Annotated in this window: 14 protein-coding genes; 3 read left to right on the top strand and 11 right to left on the bottom strand. The window is 43.9% G+C overall.

Annotated features, from left to right (window positions below):
- The 6 genes from OCU46_RS13025 to rfaD are packed head-to-tail and all read right to left on the bottom strand — an operon-like array spanning nucleotide 1 to nucleotide 6082.
- Nucleotides 1-1074, bottom strand: coding sequence for a glycosyltransferase family 4 protein (locus OCU46_RS13025; protein WP_141271766.1), 1074 nt, complete (start codon nucleotides 1072-1074; stop codon nucleotides 1-3).
- Complete coding sequence (locus tag OCU46_RS13020) at nucleotides 1071-1856, bottom strand: glycosyltransferase family 2 protein (RefSeq protein ID WP_141271767.1); 786 nt, start codon at nucleotides 1854-1856, stop codon at nucleotides 1071-1073. Before OCU46_RS13020 ends, OCU46_RS13025 begins: the two co-directional genes overlap by 4 nt.
- Before the next feature lie 7 nt (nucleotides 1857-1863).
- A complete protein-coding gene (gene waaF / locus OCU46_RS13015) occupies nucleotides 1864-2946 on the bottom strand; it encodes a lipopolysaccharide heptosyltransferase II (protein WP_141271768.1) in 1083 nt (360 codons plus the stop codon).
- Nucleotides 2939-4162 carry an O-antigen ligase family protein gene (locus tag OCU46_RS13010; RefSeq protein WP_141271769.1) on the bottom strand — a complete coding sequence of 408 codons (1224 nt, stop codon included), beginning with the start codon at nucleotides 4160-4162 and terminating at the stop codon, nucleotides 2939-2941. Before OCU46_RS13010 ends, waaF begins: the two co-directional genes overlap by 8 nt.
- A gap of 4 nt (nucleotides 4163-4166) precedes the next feature.
- Nucleotides 4167-5129, bottom strand: coding sequence for a lauroyl-Kdo(2)-lipid IV(A) myristoyltransferase (gene lpxM / locus OCU46_RS13005; protein WP_141271770.1), 963 nt, complete (start codon nucleotides 5127-5129; stop codon nucleotides 4167-4169).
- An 11-nt stretch (nucleotides 5130-5140) separates the two neighbouring features.
- Complete coding sequence (gene rfaD / locus OCU46_RS13000) at nucleotides 5141-6082, bottom strand: ADP-glyceromanno-heptose 6-epimerase (RefSeq protein ID WP_141271771.1); 942 nt, start codon at nucleotides 6080-6082, stop codon at nucleotides 5141-5143.
- 168 nt (nucleotides 6083-6250) lie between these two features.
- On the opposite strand from rfaD, the gene OCU46_RS12995 reads away from it, so the two are divergent.
- Both OCU46_RS12995 and OCU46_RS12990 read left to right on the top strand, forming a co-directional pair.
- Nucleotides 6251-7384, top strand: coding sequence for an LPS O-antigen chain length determinant protein WzzB (locus tag OCU46_RS12995; RefSeq protein ID WP_141271772.1), 1134 nt, complete (start codon nucleotides 6251-6253; stop codon nucleotides 7382-7384).
- A gap of 15 nt (nucleotides 7385-7399) precedes the next feature.
- Nucleotides 7400-8566, top strand: coding sequence for a nucleotide sugar dehydrogenase (locus OCU46_RS12990; RefSeq protein ID WP_141271773.1), 1167 nt, complete (start codon nucleotides 7400-7402; stop codon nucleotides 8564-8566).
- A 97-nt stretch (nucleotides 8567-8663) separates the two neighbouring features.
- On the opposite strand, the gene hslU is transcribed toward OCU46_RS12990, so the two are convergent.
- From hslU to priA, 5 genes are all read right to left on the bottom strand, one after another.
- The gene (gene hslU, locus OCU46_RS12985; protein WP_141271774.1) at nucleotides 8664-9998 is read right to left on the bottom strand and encodes an HslU--HslV peptidase ATPase subunit; all 1335 of its coding nucleotides are present in this window, start codon (nucleotides 9996-9998) and stop codon (nucleotides 8664-8666) included.
- A gap of 9 nt (nucleotides 9999-10007) precedes the next feature.
- Nucleotides 10008-10532, bottom strand: coding sequence for an ATP-dependent protease subunit HslV (gene hslV / locus OCU46_RS12980; protein WP_141271775.1), 525 nt, complete (start codon nucleotides 10530-10532; stop codon nucleotides 10008-10010).
- 146 nt (nucleotides 10533-10678) lie between these two features.
- Nucleotides 10679-11227 (bottom strand): SPOR domain-containing protein, encoded by a 549-nt coding sequence (locus OCU46_RS12975; protein ID WP_141271776.1) that lies wholly within the window; start codon nucleotides 11225-11227, stop codon nucleotides 10679-10681.
- A 66-nt stretch (nucleotides 11228-11293) separates the two neighbouring features.
- The gene (gene cytR, locus OCU46_RS12970; protein WP_141271777.1) at nucleotides 11294-12298 is read right to left on the bottom strand and encodes a DNA-binding transcriptional regulator CytR; all 1005 of its coding nucleotides are present in this window, start codon (nucleotides 12296-12298) and stop codon (nucleotides 11294-11296) included.
- Nucleotides 12299-12489: 191 nt separating this feature from the next.
- Nucleotides 12490-14691 (bottom strand): primosomal protein N', encoded by a 2202-nt coding sequence (gene priA / locus OCU46_RS12965; RefSeq protein ID WP_141271778.1) that lies wholly within the window; start codon nucleotides 14689-14691, stop codon nucleotides 12490-12492.
- A 299-nt stretch (nucleotides 14692-14990) separates the two neighbouring features.
- Between priA and rpmE the strand changes: the two genes are divergently transcribed.
- Nucleotides 14991-15209, top strand: coding sequence for a 50S ribosomal protein L31 (gene rpmE, locus OCU46_RS12960; RefSeq protein WP_004737142.1), 219 nt, complete (start codon nucleotides 14991-14993; stop codon nucleotides 15207-15209).
- The last annotated feature ends 142 nt before the right edge of the window (nucleotides 15210-15351 follow it).

Raw genomic sequence — 15351 nt, 5'->3', positions numbered from 1 at the left:
CTAGAGTAGTTTATCAAACAATGTAAGATGTTGAGAAACTGATTGTTGAAGGTTGAAATACTCGTTAATGCGCTTTTTTGCTTCATATCCCATTGATGCCAAGGCCTCAGGGTTATCTAGTATTGTTAGAATTCCACTTCTCAGCTCTATACTATTACCATTATCTACAACTAAACCACTAATACCATTTTCAACCAGCTCTGGACTCCCACCAGTTGTAGTAACTATCGATGGAGTTCCACCTGCCATTGCTTCAATAACAGCACGAGGTAAACCCTCTCCACTAATAGATGGTTGAATCTGAAAATCAGCCATTTTCATTAGCTGAGGAACGTCTTTTCTGTGTCCTAGCAAGTGTATACGCTCTTTCATCGAGCAGGATGCGATCTCGTCTTTATGAGCTTCATACCCATTACCTACGAAGAGCATGTGGAAATTCTCGTTTTGGATAGAGTTTAAAGCCTTTAGTAAAACACTGATGCCTTTGCTTGGCCTTACATTACATGCACATATTGCAACAATGTCTGAATCTTTAAGGTTAAATTCGGATCGGAGCGCGGCTTCTGTCTCATACCATTCGACTTTGTGGCCTTTGTATATTCGTTCCACGAGCACTTTCTTGCTCCAAACCCTGCTTTTTACGTCTTTTTGAACAGCATTTGAATTGCATACTATCGCTGAAATTTTTGGGTGTAAGTGAGTGAAGTAGGCTGAAGGGTCGTGACGATACAGACCACCAGTCGTGCCTCGATAGCTTATTACTATAGCTTTAGTTCCTATCGCACCAAATGCAGCATTGGGTATTGTTTTGGAATCAAAGGCGTAACAGATATCATAGTCGCCACTGTTGAGTTCGTTGTGGACAAGTTTAATCGTTCTCAGGCAGACCTTCTTTGATGGGTAGTTATCAATGATCTTAATGCCAGTTTCGGCACAAATTTTTGCGTAAGCAGCATTGGCTTGAGTCATTATAGTTACGCTATGCCCGAGCTTAGATATAGCAATGAATAGTTCAGCTTCAGGTCTAACCGTATTTAAAGGGCCATCATAGGGGCTCATTACAAGAATTTTCATTTAAGGTATTTATCCAATCCGTTGTCGCAACGAGCTAAGTGATGTTTTACGGTGTTATCAAGTATTTTTTGATTGTGGTCTAATAGTTCACGTGGGCTCTCTTTATGATAGAGGTGATAGCCTACTCCGGAAAATTTCAAATATAATCTGTTTTTTCCGGCGTTAAGCATGCGGATAGTGAATTCACTATCTTCTCTTCCCCAACCTATAAAGTCTTCATTAAAGCCATTGACTTCAATTAAGTCATCACGCCAAAAGGCCATATTACACCCACGTGTAGCTTTATCATTGTTGCGCTTAAAAGAAAACAGCACTGACATAATGCTTGAGCAGATTGCGTTTTTACGATTTTTTAAGCTAGGGGTGAAAAAATGCGGTGATTGATTTCCCTTGAGTATATGTGCTGATTGTTGCTCATTGAGCATCGCTCTTCCTGCTTGAACAAACCAGCCTTGCTTTGATGCTTTTATATGAGTTTCGATAAATCTTGGGTGAAGGACAATATCCCCATCTATCATTATAATATAGTCACCGGATGCTCTTGCTATTGCTTTGTTTCGACTTTTGGATAGTTGAAATCCCTCATCGGGCTGCCAAGAATGGACTAAAGATAACGAATGGTTTTTTTGGTAACTAGAAATGAGCTCTGCTGTATCCTTAGTAGAGCCATCATCAGCAATAATCACTTCATCAGGTAATTGAGTTTGATTTTTTACGCTCTCCAAGACTATCTTAAGAGCTTCTTTCCAATTATAGGTAGTTATAATCAGTGAGACTTTCATTGATTACTCACAAACTGTTTGCTGAAGAGTTGGATTTAAAATGGCTTAGCTTATAGAAGGCTTCCATTACCATTGCTGGTGTAAGCTCTTTCAAGCATTTTAGGTGACCATAAGGACATTCTCTTTCAAAACATGGCCTGCACTCGATTTTGGTATTGAGTATAGCGACATTTTTGGAAAGAGGTGGAGTGTAGTTGGGAGAGGTAGAACCGTATAGACCTATAACTGAACACCCAACAGCAGCTGCGATATGCATTGCACCGGAATCATTACTAATTACTGTTTCACAGCAGCTTATCAAGTCGATTGCCTCTACGAGAGTAGAGTTACCCGCTAGGTTAGTAATGTATGCTTGATTGTCATGGTGGACCAAGTTCGCAAGGGAATCACCAGTTTTCTTGTCATTTGGCGAACCAAAAATCCAGACTTGATAGCCTTGCTTGATGACTTCATTGGCGACTTCAGAAAAATACTCAACAGGCCACTGTTTTGATGGACCAAATTCGGCACCAGGGCACAAGCCGACAACAGGGCGAGAAAGATCTATTTTGAACTTACTTAGTGCTCGAGTTCTTTCTACTTCAGGTATTTCTAGCTTCGGATAAGCTAATCGATCTAACCCTCCCAGCGATTCACTATTCAGCATGTCTTTTTTGGGATGAGCAAGTGCTATATAGCGTTCTACCATGTACTTAAAACGCTTGCGATGGTGTCTTACATCGTTAAGTAACCCATAACGCATCTCCCCTTTCCAGCCGATCCTATGAGGAATTCTTGCGATTAGTGGAATTAATGCCGACTTTGCTGAATTAGGCAAAACATAAGCGTGACTGTACCCCTCTTTTGAGAGTTGTTTAGCAAGGTGGTAGCGCGTTCTAAGACAGAGCTGTCCGTGTCCAAGGGGCATATCGATTGCCTTAGAGACTTCAGGCATTCTGTCCAGAACAGGTTTACACCAAGCCGGTGCTAAAACATCGATATCAGCTTTGGGATATTGAGCCTTCAACGTTATATATAAGCTTTGAGACATAACCATATCGCCAACCCATGAAGGGCCTATGATTAAGATTTTAGTTGGCTCACTAGGCAAGTGAAGACTCCTTGATTTCACTATTCTTATGGTACTTGCTGTTAGACACGTAAGCTATAGCTATTCCTACAAACATTAAATAAGTCACGTAACTACTGCCATTGGTTGCAGGAGTGTCGGTTAAACACGCGAAAAAGTAAAGCAGAGGAGGAGCAGATAGTAGCATCATGTATTGCTTATGGTTGTTCCATGCATAAATTAAAGGTAGGCCTAGCCATAGAAACATGGTAGCGACTCCAACTAGGCCTGAAGCGACGCCTTTTTCAATAAAATTATTATGGAAGTTGTAGCCCAAAACTCTTTTTTCAGCAGCAGTAATCTCTTTATTTTTAAACATTTCATCCCACTTACCCGCAAGTTCGTCTTTGCCATGGCCAAAGATTGGTTTTTCTGAGAGCATATTCAGCCCTATTTCATAAATCGAAAACCTTAATCCAATAGATGTTTGGTCGTTACCATTTATAATTTGGTCAATTTCATTAATCGTTCTATCGTATCTAGGTTGTAAATAGGGCAATGATGCAAGAACAGTAATTGAGGCTAGTACCACCCCTACAGTTATGAGCTTATAGTTCAGTTTACCTAGGGAGAGGTAGTAGCAACCTAAAGCACCTATAGTGCACAGCAGAGCCAGAAGAGGCCCTCGACTTTCAGTAATAAAGAGTGCACCAAGTCCAACAGCAATTGCGGTAAGCAAGCTGGCTATTTGCCACTTGAGTTTAGCGCAACTCATTAGTGAGATTGAAAAACCAATTAGTAAGGTAATATAGGAAGCAAACGGGATAGCATTGACAGGCCAGATTCGCCTATCTGTTGGCTGAATATTGGTATAAAAATAGGCGATACATAAAGCACTAAGTGATGCAATCAGCAGTAAAGCGATAATTCTTTTTATTCTGATTTTAGTAAAATCAAAACAAAGTAAGAAGAGCGCTGCTGTTTCTAATGCTCTAAGTTCGCGACTGCCAAATCCATGTATCGCATCTGAAACAACACCAAAAATGATTAACGCTAAAAGCCACTTAATCCAAGGGTTACTTTTCCAGTTATGCTTAATGATTGATAACTTATTGATAGATAGTGAAATTAAAACGCCGATAGCCACAACAATCAACAATATTTTATCCCCTTTATCCACTCCGAACATGCCTGTGGCAATCCATAGAAGGGGTAAATAGACAAGGTTCTCTGAGATACTTTGCTTTAGCTTTGACATGTAATTACTGCTTTATGTTGTATAGGTCTTTGCCATCTTGCTGAGATGCCAACACTTTCAAATTCCACATATACTGCTCAGGCTTAGTTTCGCAGCAGCTTTCAATAAATTGATTCATCGCGATAGCGTCCCCTTCAGGGGAGTCGGTTGGGAATTCTTCTAATGCAGGGTAGACATCGATGACAAACTTGCCTGTTTGAACATCAAATTCAGTCCACAATGGGATAACCTTGCTCTTGCTGGCTTTCGCTAGAAAGCCCATCACAGGAAGTGTTGCCTTAGTCGTGGCACAAAAATCCACAAAAACACTCTTTTTAGGGCCATGATCTTGGTCTGGCAAAAAATAGCCAGTGTAACCTTCGTTAACTGCTTTAATGAAGGGCTTGATACCTCCTGCTCTTTCGTAAAGCCTACCACCGTAGTGCTTTCTCTGCTTCGACATAGCCCATTCACTTAAGGCATTTTTTTGGCTTTTCACCATTGTACACATCGGGTGGCCTTGGGACGCAAGCAACATGGCAAAAACATCGACAGACCAGGTATGAGGGACAAGAAAAATGATGTTTTGCCCGGTTTCTTTGATCTTTGTGAAATGCTCAAGCCCATTAATTGTGGTGTTTTTTGCTAGCCATTTTCTATTGCGCAGCGTTAGCAATGGAAAACGCATTAAATAGGTACCTGCAGTGACCAGCATTTTCTCAATAATCGCCTCACGTCTACTCTCTGACATATCAGGGTAGCAGTGGGCCAGATTCACACGGGCTCGATGTGCCTGACCACGAGTTTTAGACATGATCTTTTTGGTTGCACGAGTGGCAAGCCAGCGATGAAGTGATATTGGGATGAAGCTAAATGGGATAGCGAATAGTATGCCCAGCCAAGTGCTCCAATATTTTGGTGTTAAGAAGCCTTTTTGAAATTCAGGGTTGTAAGCTTTTGGATCAAAGTCATTGCGAGTATTGTTCATTAGTTAATTGACTACTTGTTGATGATTTCTAAGTACTCAGCAACACCTTCGGCGACTGACTTAAAGGTATGATCACACCCTGTAGCACGAAGCTTGGTGAGGTCGGCTTGTGTGTACTCCTGATAAGCCCCTTTTAGATGCTCGGGGAACGGAATAGTTTCAATTACTCCTTTTCCATGGTGTTTAATTGCGGCCTTTGCCACTTCTTCAAAAGACGCGGCATTACCGGTACCCAGGTTGAAAATACCAGAGATTGGATTTTCCAAAAACCACAGGTTAACTGCTGCAACATCACCCACATAAATAAAGTCTCGCTTGAAGTGTTCACTACCTGCAAATAATCTAGGATTTTCTCCGGCGTTTATTTGATTGTTTAAATGGAAAGCAACGGATGCCATTGAGCCCTTGTGTTGTTCTCGCGGTCCGTAGACATTGAAGTAGCGAAAGCCAGTTACCTGAGAGAGTGTTTCTCCGTGGGCTTCGGCATCCTCTACAAGGCGTCGAACATAGTTGTCAAATTGCTGCTTTGAGTAGCCATAGATGTTCAATGCACCCTCGTACTCTTTTTCTTCAATAAAGGTATCGGTTTCACCGTAGGTGGCCGCAGATGATGCGTAAAGAAATGGAATTTCACGATCCAAGCAGTAGTGAAGAAGCTCTTTTGAATACTCGTAGTTATTGAGCATCATGTATTTTCCGTCCCACTCTGTGGTTGCGGAGCAAGCGCCCTCATGGAATATGGCGTCGATTGGCCCAAAATCATCACCGGCCATAATCTGCGTCAGGAAATCATCACGGTCCATGTAATCGGTAATGTCGAGATCGACCAAATTGACAAACTTTTTGCCATTCTTAAGGTTGTCGACAACCAGAATGTCGTTGATCCCTTGGTCATTCAACGCTTTGACAATATTGCTGCCAATCATGCCTGCGCCACCGGTTACTATGATCATTGTGCACTTTCCTTCAAATTTGATTAACTCAGAGTATAACAAGGAACTAAAATCTAGGGAATTAAAGCTACATTTATGAGAAACTTAGGCGTAATTGCAACGGAGTATCTATCTTGTGTGGATACCGTTTCCCCATTATTGAAAAGTCGCAGATAAAGTTATAGAGGAATGAACTTGAATCAGTCTAACCAATCCGTGTCATCGCAGCAGAGCCCTATGGGTGAAGCCTACTATCAGGATGATGAAATTGACCTAAGAGAATTATTCATCGCCCTTTGGAAAGGGAAAATTTTAATTGTGGTGACGACTTTTATCTTCGCTGCTGTTGCTGTGGTATATGCCTTAAATGCTCAGGAGTGGTGGAGCTCTAAAGCGAGAATCGTTGAACCTCAAGTGAGTGACTTTGCGGCATATCGTCAGCAAGTGAAGTCGTTTCAACCGATATTTGACTCTTATCAGGATGACGGTACTGTCCGAGTGAGCAAAGAGCTCGATGACCTAGTAGAGCCCGAGAAAATCTTTGCTCAATTTATTCGCGCCTTTAATGCCACCGCGAACAAAAAACGTTTCTTTGATAATAATGAAACCTTTTTAGCATTTAAGGAAGCATTGAGAGAAGAATCAGATGCTGACGAGGATGCACAGGTAGCACAACGACGCCTCTACAGCGAGTGGTATCAAAAGATATCTGCTGCTCCCGTAGGCAGAGATGAGTACATTGTTTCTCTGCAAGCTACAACGCAGATGGATAGCTACAACCTTCTCAATGATTACATTGCGATGATAGAGAAGAAGGTTCAAGCCGATGCGATTAAGAACCTTGAAGCAACGCTAGACGCTAAAGAGACGCAACTAAAACAACAGAAAGCCATTCTTGAAGGCCAAGCTAAGCGAGTGCTTGAGGTTGAGTTACAGCGTTCACAATATGCCTATGATATTGCAGAGGCAGCATCGGTTAATACACCAGTACAAAACCTAGGTGATAAAGAGCTGTTTGCGATAAATCTGGGGGCAAAAGCGATAAAGGCGAAGATCTCCGCACTTGAAGATGTGAAGAATCTTTCAGTTATTGAACCGCGACTTCAACAGGTAGATGCCAAGCTCGATTTCATGAATAAGCTTGATATTAATGAAAATATTGAGTTGCAAGCTTTTCGCTTTATTGAAGAAGTAGAGCAACCGATTAATCGAGATGCGCCCAAGCGTGCTCTAATCGCAGTTCTAGGGGCTTTATTTGGCGGTATGCTAGGTGTAGGTATTGTTCTAGTGCGTTTTGCACTTGGGCGTAACAACGAAAATTAATCCAAGAGAAGAATAATGAAAATAGCGATTGCAGGTACGGGCTATGTGGGTCTGTCAAACGCTGTGTTGTTGGCGCAGCATCATGAAGTAGTGGCGGTGGATATTATTGCTGAGAAGGTCGAGCTTCTTAACAGCAAAAAATCTCCGATTGTTGATACTGAAATCGAGCAGTTTTTGGCAGAGAAGGAGCTTAACTTTACCGCGACTTTGGATAAAGAGTTAGCATACAAAGGTGCTCAATACGTTGTGATTGCTACTCCGACGGATTACGACCCACAAACCAATTACTTTAATACGTCTTCAGTAGAAGCGGTGATTAAAGAAGTGATGAGCATAAACCCTGACGCCGTAATGGTCATAAAATCAACGGTGCCAGTGGGGTACACTGCTCGCATCAAGGAAGAATTAGGTTGTGAAAACCTGATCTTCTCTCCAGAGTTTTTGCGTGAGGGGCGTGCACTGTATGACAACCTTCATCCATCTCGCATCATCGTGGGTGAGCGCAGTGAGCGTGCTAAGATATTCGCGGACCTTCTAGTTGAAGGGGCTCAAAAGCAAGAGATTGATGTCTTGTTTACTGACTCTACTGAAGCAGAAGCGGTTAAGCTCTTCTCTAATACCTACCTTGCGTTGCGTGTTGCCTACTTTAATGAATTGGACTCCTATGCAGAGGCTCACGGCTTAGATTCTCGCCAAATTATCGAAGGTGTTGGCTTAGACCCTCGTATCGGCAATCACTACAATAACCCTTCATTTGGTTATGGTGGCTACTGTCTGCCTAAAGACACCAAGCAGCTGTTAGCCAATTACGCCGACGTTCCGAACAATATTGTAGGCGCCATCGTTGATGCGAACCGAACTCGTAAGGATTTTATTGCTGACTCGATCTTGAAGCGTAACCCTAAGGTTGTGGGTATCTATCGTCTGATCATGAAAGCAGGCTCAGATAATTTTCGAGCTTCGTCGATTCAGGGCATCATGAAGCGCTTGAAAGCCAAGGGTATTGAGGTAGTGGTTTACGAGCCGGTATTAAAAGAAGAGCACTTCTTCCAATCTCGTAATATTCGAGACCTAGAAGAGTTCAAACAAGTCTCTGATGTGATCGTCTCCAATCGTATGGTTGAAGAGATCAGAGATGTGGAAGCGAAGGTTTATACTCGCGACTTGTTTGGCAGTGACTAATCATCACTATTGATAATGAAAAGGAGGCACAATGTGCCTCCTTTTTGCTTTTGCATAAGCAGCTATTCAATAGATGTCTACTCAACCTCTAAGGTGCTTAAAGAATAAAGCGACTCAGGTCTTCATCTTCAACTAGTCTGCCAAGCTTACTCTCAACGTAATTAGCATCAATTGTGAGTTCAGAACCCGTCTTTTCGGTGGCTTCGTAGGAGATTTCGTCCATCAGGCGCTCCATAACAGTATGTAAGCGACGAGCACCAATGTTCTCGGTGGTTTCGTTTACTTGCCACGCTGCTTCAGCAATACGCTTGATGCCATCATCAGTAAACTCTATGTTCACTTGCTCGGTTTTCATTAGCGCAACGTATTGCTCGGTTAGCGACGCACGTGGTTCTGTCAGAATACGCTCAAAGTCGTGGCTTGATAGTGCTTCAAGTTCAACGCGAATAGGCAGGCGGCCTTGCAGTTCTGGAATAAGATCAGAAGGCTTGGCAACCTGGAATGCACCAGATGCGATAAACAAGATATGGTCGGTTTTGACCATGCCGTGCTTGGTGGAAACGGTGCTACCTTCGATCAGTGGCAGTAGGTCACGCTGCACACCTTCACGAGATACGTCAGGGCCGGAGCTTTCACCGCGCTTACAGATCTTATCGAACTCATCGATAAACACGATACCGTTGTTCTCAACATTGAAGATAGCGTCTTCTTTTAGCTCTTCTTGGTTAACTAGCTTAGCCGCTTCTTCTTCAACAAGCGCTTTGAAAGCGTCCTTGATCTTCAGCTTACGGCTTTTCTTAGTGTTGCCTGCCAAGTTTTGGAACATACCTTGTAGCTGATTGGTCATCTCTTCCATGCCAGGAGGTGACATGATTTCAACACCCATTTGCGGCGCTGCTACTTCGATATCAATTTCTTTGTCATCCAATTTGCCTTCACGCAATTTCTTGCGGAACACCTGGCGAGTATTTGAGCTGGTCTCTTGTGGCTTTTCGTTTTCACCCCAAGCATCGCGAGCCGGTGGCAGTAGAGCATCAAGAATACGCTCTTCGGCTTGCTCTTCGGCGCGGAATTTCACCTTCTCAGTTGCTTGTTGGTGAGTCATTTTCACCGCAACATCGGTAAGGTCACGAATGATGGTTTCAACTTCCTTACCAACGTAGCCCACTTCGGTGAACTTAGTCGCTTCAACCTTGATAAAAGGTGCATTAGCAAGTCTTGCAAGTCGGCGAGCAATCTCGGTTTTACCTACTCCTGTTGGACCAATCATTAGAATGTTTTTTGGGGTCACTTCAGCGCGTAGGCTTGCTTCAAGTTGCATGCGGCGCCAGCGGTTACGTAGTGCAATAGCAACTGAACGCTTGGCATTTTCTTGGCCGATGATGTGTCGGTTTAGTTCGTGAACGATTTCACGAGGTGTCATTTCAGACATATTCTTTCCTTAGTACTCAAGCTCATCAACAGTGTGATTATGGTTGGTGAATACACAGATATCGCCAGCAATGTTCAAAGACTTTTCAGCGATTTCTTTTGCGTCTAATTCGGTATTTTCTAGTAGTGCAGTTGCAGCGGCTTGGGCAAAGTTGCCACCAGAGCCAATTGCAATAAGATCATTCTCAGGCTGAACGACATCGCCGTTGCCGGTAATGATCAGAGAGGCGGTTTCGTCAGCAACAGCAAGCAGGGCTTCTAGACGACGAAGGGCACGGTCACTGCGCCAATCTTTGGCTAATTCTACTGCAGCGCGGGTTAGGTGACCTTGGTGCATTTGTAGTTTGCTTTCGAAACGCTCGAATAGCGTGAATGCGTCAGCGGTACCGCCAGCAAAGCCTGCCAGTACTTTGCCATTGTAAAGGCGGCGAACTTTCTGCGCGTTACCTTTCATGACGGTATTGCCTAGAGATACTTGTCCATCACCAGCGATGACGACTTTATTATTTCGGCGTACGGATACTATGGTAGTCACGAGGTTTCCTTCTTATTTCACTAGTGAGATAGAAATAAAATGGGGATCGTCGTCATCAAATTCAAGGTAGATGGATTGTAGAGATCGTGTAGGGCTGCTGATTCGCTAGAAAAAAGCCCCAGTGTTTCACTGAGGCTATAAAGAGTTTAATTACCGGTGTCTTTCCAAATAACGCAAGGTTCGATCTTCGCGCGTTGCAGTTTGTGCTTATCGCGCTCGGCATCTCTCTTGCGTGCGTAAGGGCCTAGCACAACACGATACCAGCTACTGCCTTCTCGTTGTTTTACTTGGCTATTAAGGCCTTGGAAAGCAATGTCCATCTTTCTTTCATCCGCCTGTGAGCGAGTCTTGTATGCGCCACACTGCATCACGTAAGGGATCTCTGAAAGAACTTCTTCCTTAGGTACAACTTTAACCTCGCGCTCGGGAAGTGTTTTCACATACTCCCATTGCTCTTCGGGAGGTGGAGGAAGAAGCTCAGAGTTATCTACCTCGGTAGGTGCTTTAGTTTTTACTTCAACTTTGACTGGTTTTGGCGGCTCAGGATCTTGGCTTAATACGTAGAGCCCATAGCTAAATCCTCCCAGCATTAGGCCTGCTAGGATGATTGCTTTCCATGGTTTTTTCGATGGGGCAGGCTTACGCGTTCTTTTTGCTTGCGTACGCCCACCCTTCACATAGTCTTTTCTTGCCACTCGAATTAGTCTATTCCGTTGTTAACCGTATCTATGTTAATGCAGAACTCGCACAGATAATAGACCCTAATAACTAGGCGGTAAGGTACTTTCTCTTACCACAAGTTCTGTATCCAGAAGTCGTGAGCCTGAACTAATCTCATTGCCATTCAGAAGTTCGAACAGCATTTGCGTAGCTTGATAACCGATATCGTAACGAGGCTGGGAGACAGTGGTCAGTGGAGGATCGCAGTATTCAGAGAACTCGATATTGTCGAATCCGATAAATGAAATGTCTTGTGGAACTCTAAGCCCCATATTTTTGGCTTCTTTGATTGCGCCAATCGCCATCATATCGTTGTGACAAAAAACAGCGCTTGGTGGAGAGCCCGCGCTCATTAGCTTACGCAGTGCTAATGCCCCAGATTCAAAACTAAAATCACCACTAGCTGAATTGGTCAAGTCGATGCTGAGGCCTGCGCGTCGCAACGCTTGCTGAAAGCCTTGGCTTCGAAAGCTAGATAGCGGCGCATTATCTGGTCCACGAATCTCCCCGATGCGCTTATGCCCAAGCTTGGCGAGATAGTTTACAGCTTGGAAAGAAGCCGTAAGGTTATCGATATGCACGGTTGGCAGTTCTAGCTCTGGCGCGTATTCACAAGCCATCACCATAGGTGGAAGATTTCGCTGTTCTGATTTGCTGGCATCGATAGGTAAATCGGTACCCAGTAGAATCAGGCCATCGGCTTGTTTAGAGTAGATAAGATTGACTAGGGAGTTATCTCGGCATTTTTGCTGTGAGCTGTCGCCGTGAAGTACTAAGTAACCTTGTTCTGAGGCGGCTGCTTCGATGCCACGAATGATTTCTGAAAAGTAGGGGTCACAGAGATCAGGTACTATTACTACAAGGGTTCTTGATTCGTTACGCTTCATGCTACGCATCATGGCGCTTGGGCAGTAACCCGATTCGATAACCGCCTCTTCTACTCGTTTGCGAGTGGAGGAAGAAACCTTTTCTGGGTTCATTAACGCTCTTGATACTGTCGCAGTGGAAACGCCAGCGAGTTCAGCAACATCCTTCATGGTCGCCATAGTACACCTATCCTCTATGATAATTTTTGCGTGCTTGATTCAATCCGTGAAACAAGATGGTATTAAATACTCACGTCTTAATGTATGTGAAAAATAAGTGTAAACATTTTCTTCCGTACTGTTTACGGGACATGTAGCAAAAATGAACAACTTGGTGTGAGGTGACTCTCATTTCACCATATGCGCGCAGTTTAACTTAAATCTTGTGGCTCGACATCTATGTTCCAACGTACTTTTTTTGAGTTGGGTAGCATTTCGATTGCAGGTTTTGCACTCATTAGCAATTTTTGCATGGTAGAGCGCAACTGGCACTGCAAAATAAGTTGCCAACGCGATTTTCCTGCGCGTTTGGCCATTGGAGCGGGAGTTGGCCCTAATACCCAGCAATGTTCATCAAATAGAGGATGAGCTTCAAGGGTATGGCGCACCTGTCTCAAAAAGTCTTCAGCGAGCTGAGAGTGGTTTGACTCTGCGCGAAATAGCGACAGGCTAGCATAAGGAGGCAATTGCGCTACTCGTCGCTCCATGAGGGCGCCTTGTGCAAATTCGGGATAGCCTTTATGAAGTAAAGCTTGTAGCAAGGAATGTTCGGGATGGTGCGTTTGCAATACTACATGTCCAGGCTTGCTAGCCCTTCCTGCACGACCCGCGACTTGGATGAACAACTGTGCCAACTTTTCTGAAGCCCTGAAGTCGCTGCTATATAGAGATGAATCGACATCTAACAGCGCCACTAAGGTTACATCAGGAAAGTGATGTCCCTTTGCCAGCATCTGCGTGCCAATGAGAATTTGGTATTCCCCCTTGCGGATAGACTCAAGCGCTGCTTCTAGGCTGCCTTTTCGACGGGTGTTGTCTCTATCAATACGTATGGTTTTGTATTCAGGAAATAGGGTCTCAAGGTGAGTTTCCAGCTGCTCTGTTCCCACACCTACCGTCACTAAATGAGTGGAACCACAGCTTTGGCATTGATGAACAACGGGTTTTTGCGAACCACAGTGGTGGCAACGCATCTCACTACTACCTTGGTGGAAGGTGTAGTAGGCATCGCACCGGTGGCACTCTGCAATCCAGCCACATTCGTGACACATCATCGCAGGAGAAAATCCACGGCGGTTTAAAAACAACATGACCTGATTGCCTTGCTGCAGGTGTTTTCGCATCTGCGCAATTAAGGGGGCGCTTAAGCCACTATCTAGGTATAGGCCTTTTACGTCTATGACACTGTTCTTTGCCGGTTTCGCGCCGCCAGCTCGTTCTGTCAGTTTTAAATGCAGATACTTATTGGATAAAGCGTTGTTTAGGGTCTCTAAAGAAGGCGTCGCAGAGCCGAGCACAATGGGAATAGACTCAGAATGAGCGCGCATTATCGCCATGTCTCGCGCATGATAACGCAAGCTGTCTTGTTGTTTGTATGAAGAGTCATGCTCCTCATCGACAATAATAATGCCAAGGTCGGCGAACGGAGTCAGCAGAGCAGAACGAGTGCCGATAAGGATTCCGCATTCTTTATTTTTTGCTGCAAGCCAAGCATTTAATCGTTCACTGTCATTGAGACCAGAATGAATAGTTGCAATAGGCACATTGAAGCGTCGCTTAAATCGATTGATGGTTTGCGGGGTCAGGCCAATTTCTGGGACTAATACCAAGGCTTGCTTGCCTTGATTGACCACTTTCTCAATGAGCTGCAGATAAACCTCAGTCTTTCCTGAGCCTGTGACACCATCTAATAAGGCACATTCGTAGTCTTCAACATGATTAATAGTGATGACCGCTAGCATTTGTTCGTGGTTAAGCTCTCGCTTATCATCTTCGTTAACTCGAATGTCTTGCCATTGGTCGTTAATCTCTATGACTTCTGAAGACGCGATCCACCCTTTATCCTGCAGGGTGTTTAACACGGCACTCGAAATTTCCATGTCAACAAGCTCGTGGTGAGACAAAGCACCATGCTGCAGGGCGTTCATGGCTTTGGCTTGTTGCACAGCTCGACCAAAGCCTTGCATTAATTGATTACGACCAGACTCGGTGAGTTGCCAAGTTTTTTGTGGCTGCTTTTGCGCAGGTTTGCCTTTGCGCAGCGCGCCTGGCATGGCGCCGTTTAAGGTATCGCCTAATGGATATTGGTAAAAGCGACTGCCCCAGTGAATCAGTTTATAGAGCTTCACTGGCCATATAGGTTCTAGATCAAGAACCTCAGTCAAAGGTTTAAGCTTATTGATATCGTATTCTGACTGATGGGTTAGAGCTGTGATCACACCAAGGAGTTTTTTTGGACCAAATGGAACCCATGCACGTACACCTACCACTGGAAATAGGTGGGCAGGGATGATGTATTCAAATTCTTTATCCAGAGGAACAGGTAGGGCAACTCTGGCAATGGTTGGTCGCATGAGATCTCTTTGGGGCTTTGCAATCAAGAACGGATAGTCATGATAATACTAGAGAAAAGCGCATAAGATTACGATAATTGAATATAGGTAAGCCTAGCGCATCTTCGTAACTCTTTTATATAAAGAGTTACGGTGAAAAAAGTGGTGAAAAAAGGGACAAATAAGTTGATCCCAACAGACTATTTCATTACTATACTGCGCCTTGAAGATGTCGTATTAAACGATATCACTGTTAGAAACTACGTGTGGTGTTCAGCATAGAACTGGATAGCGACACGGCCTATAAATGAGGTTTTCCCATGAAAGCAGGTATCCATCCTGAGTACAAAGCAGTTACTGCAACATGTTCTTGCGGCAACACTTTTGAGTTCAACTCAACTCTAGCTAAAGAATCTATCCACCTAGACGTATGTGACAAATGTCACCCGTTCTACACTGGTAAGCAACGTATCGTTGATACTGGCGGCCGTGTTGATCGCTTTAACAAGCGTTTCGGTGCTCTTTCTTCTAAGAAGTAATCTTAGTCGTAAAGAAACAGAAAAAGGTCGCTTAGGCGGCCTTTTTTGATCTCAGCTGAAAGCAAAGATTACAATTCATACTCATGCTACCTTGTAGCACATTAAGTTTTTTTTAATTACACTTAACTCTTCTTTTGTACCT

Source organism: Vibrio comitans (assembly GCA_024346835.1).
In the GTDB taxonomy this organism is placed as follows: domain Bacteria; phylum Pseudomonadota; class Gammaproteobacteria; order Enterobacterales; family Vibrionaceae; genus Vibrio; species Vibrio comitans.
Note: the sequence above shows the minus strand (reverse complement) of the source record. Positions and strands in the feature narration are given on the sequence as shown.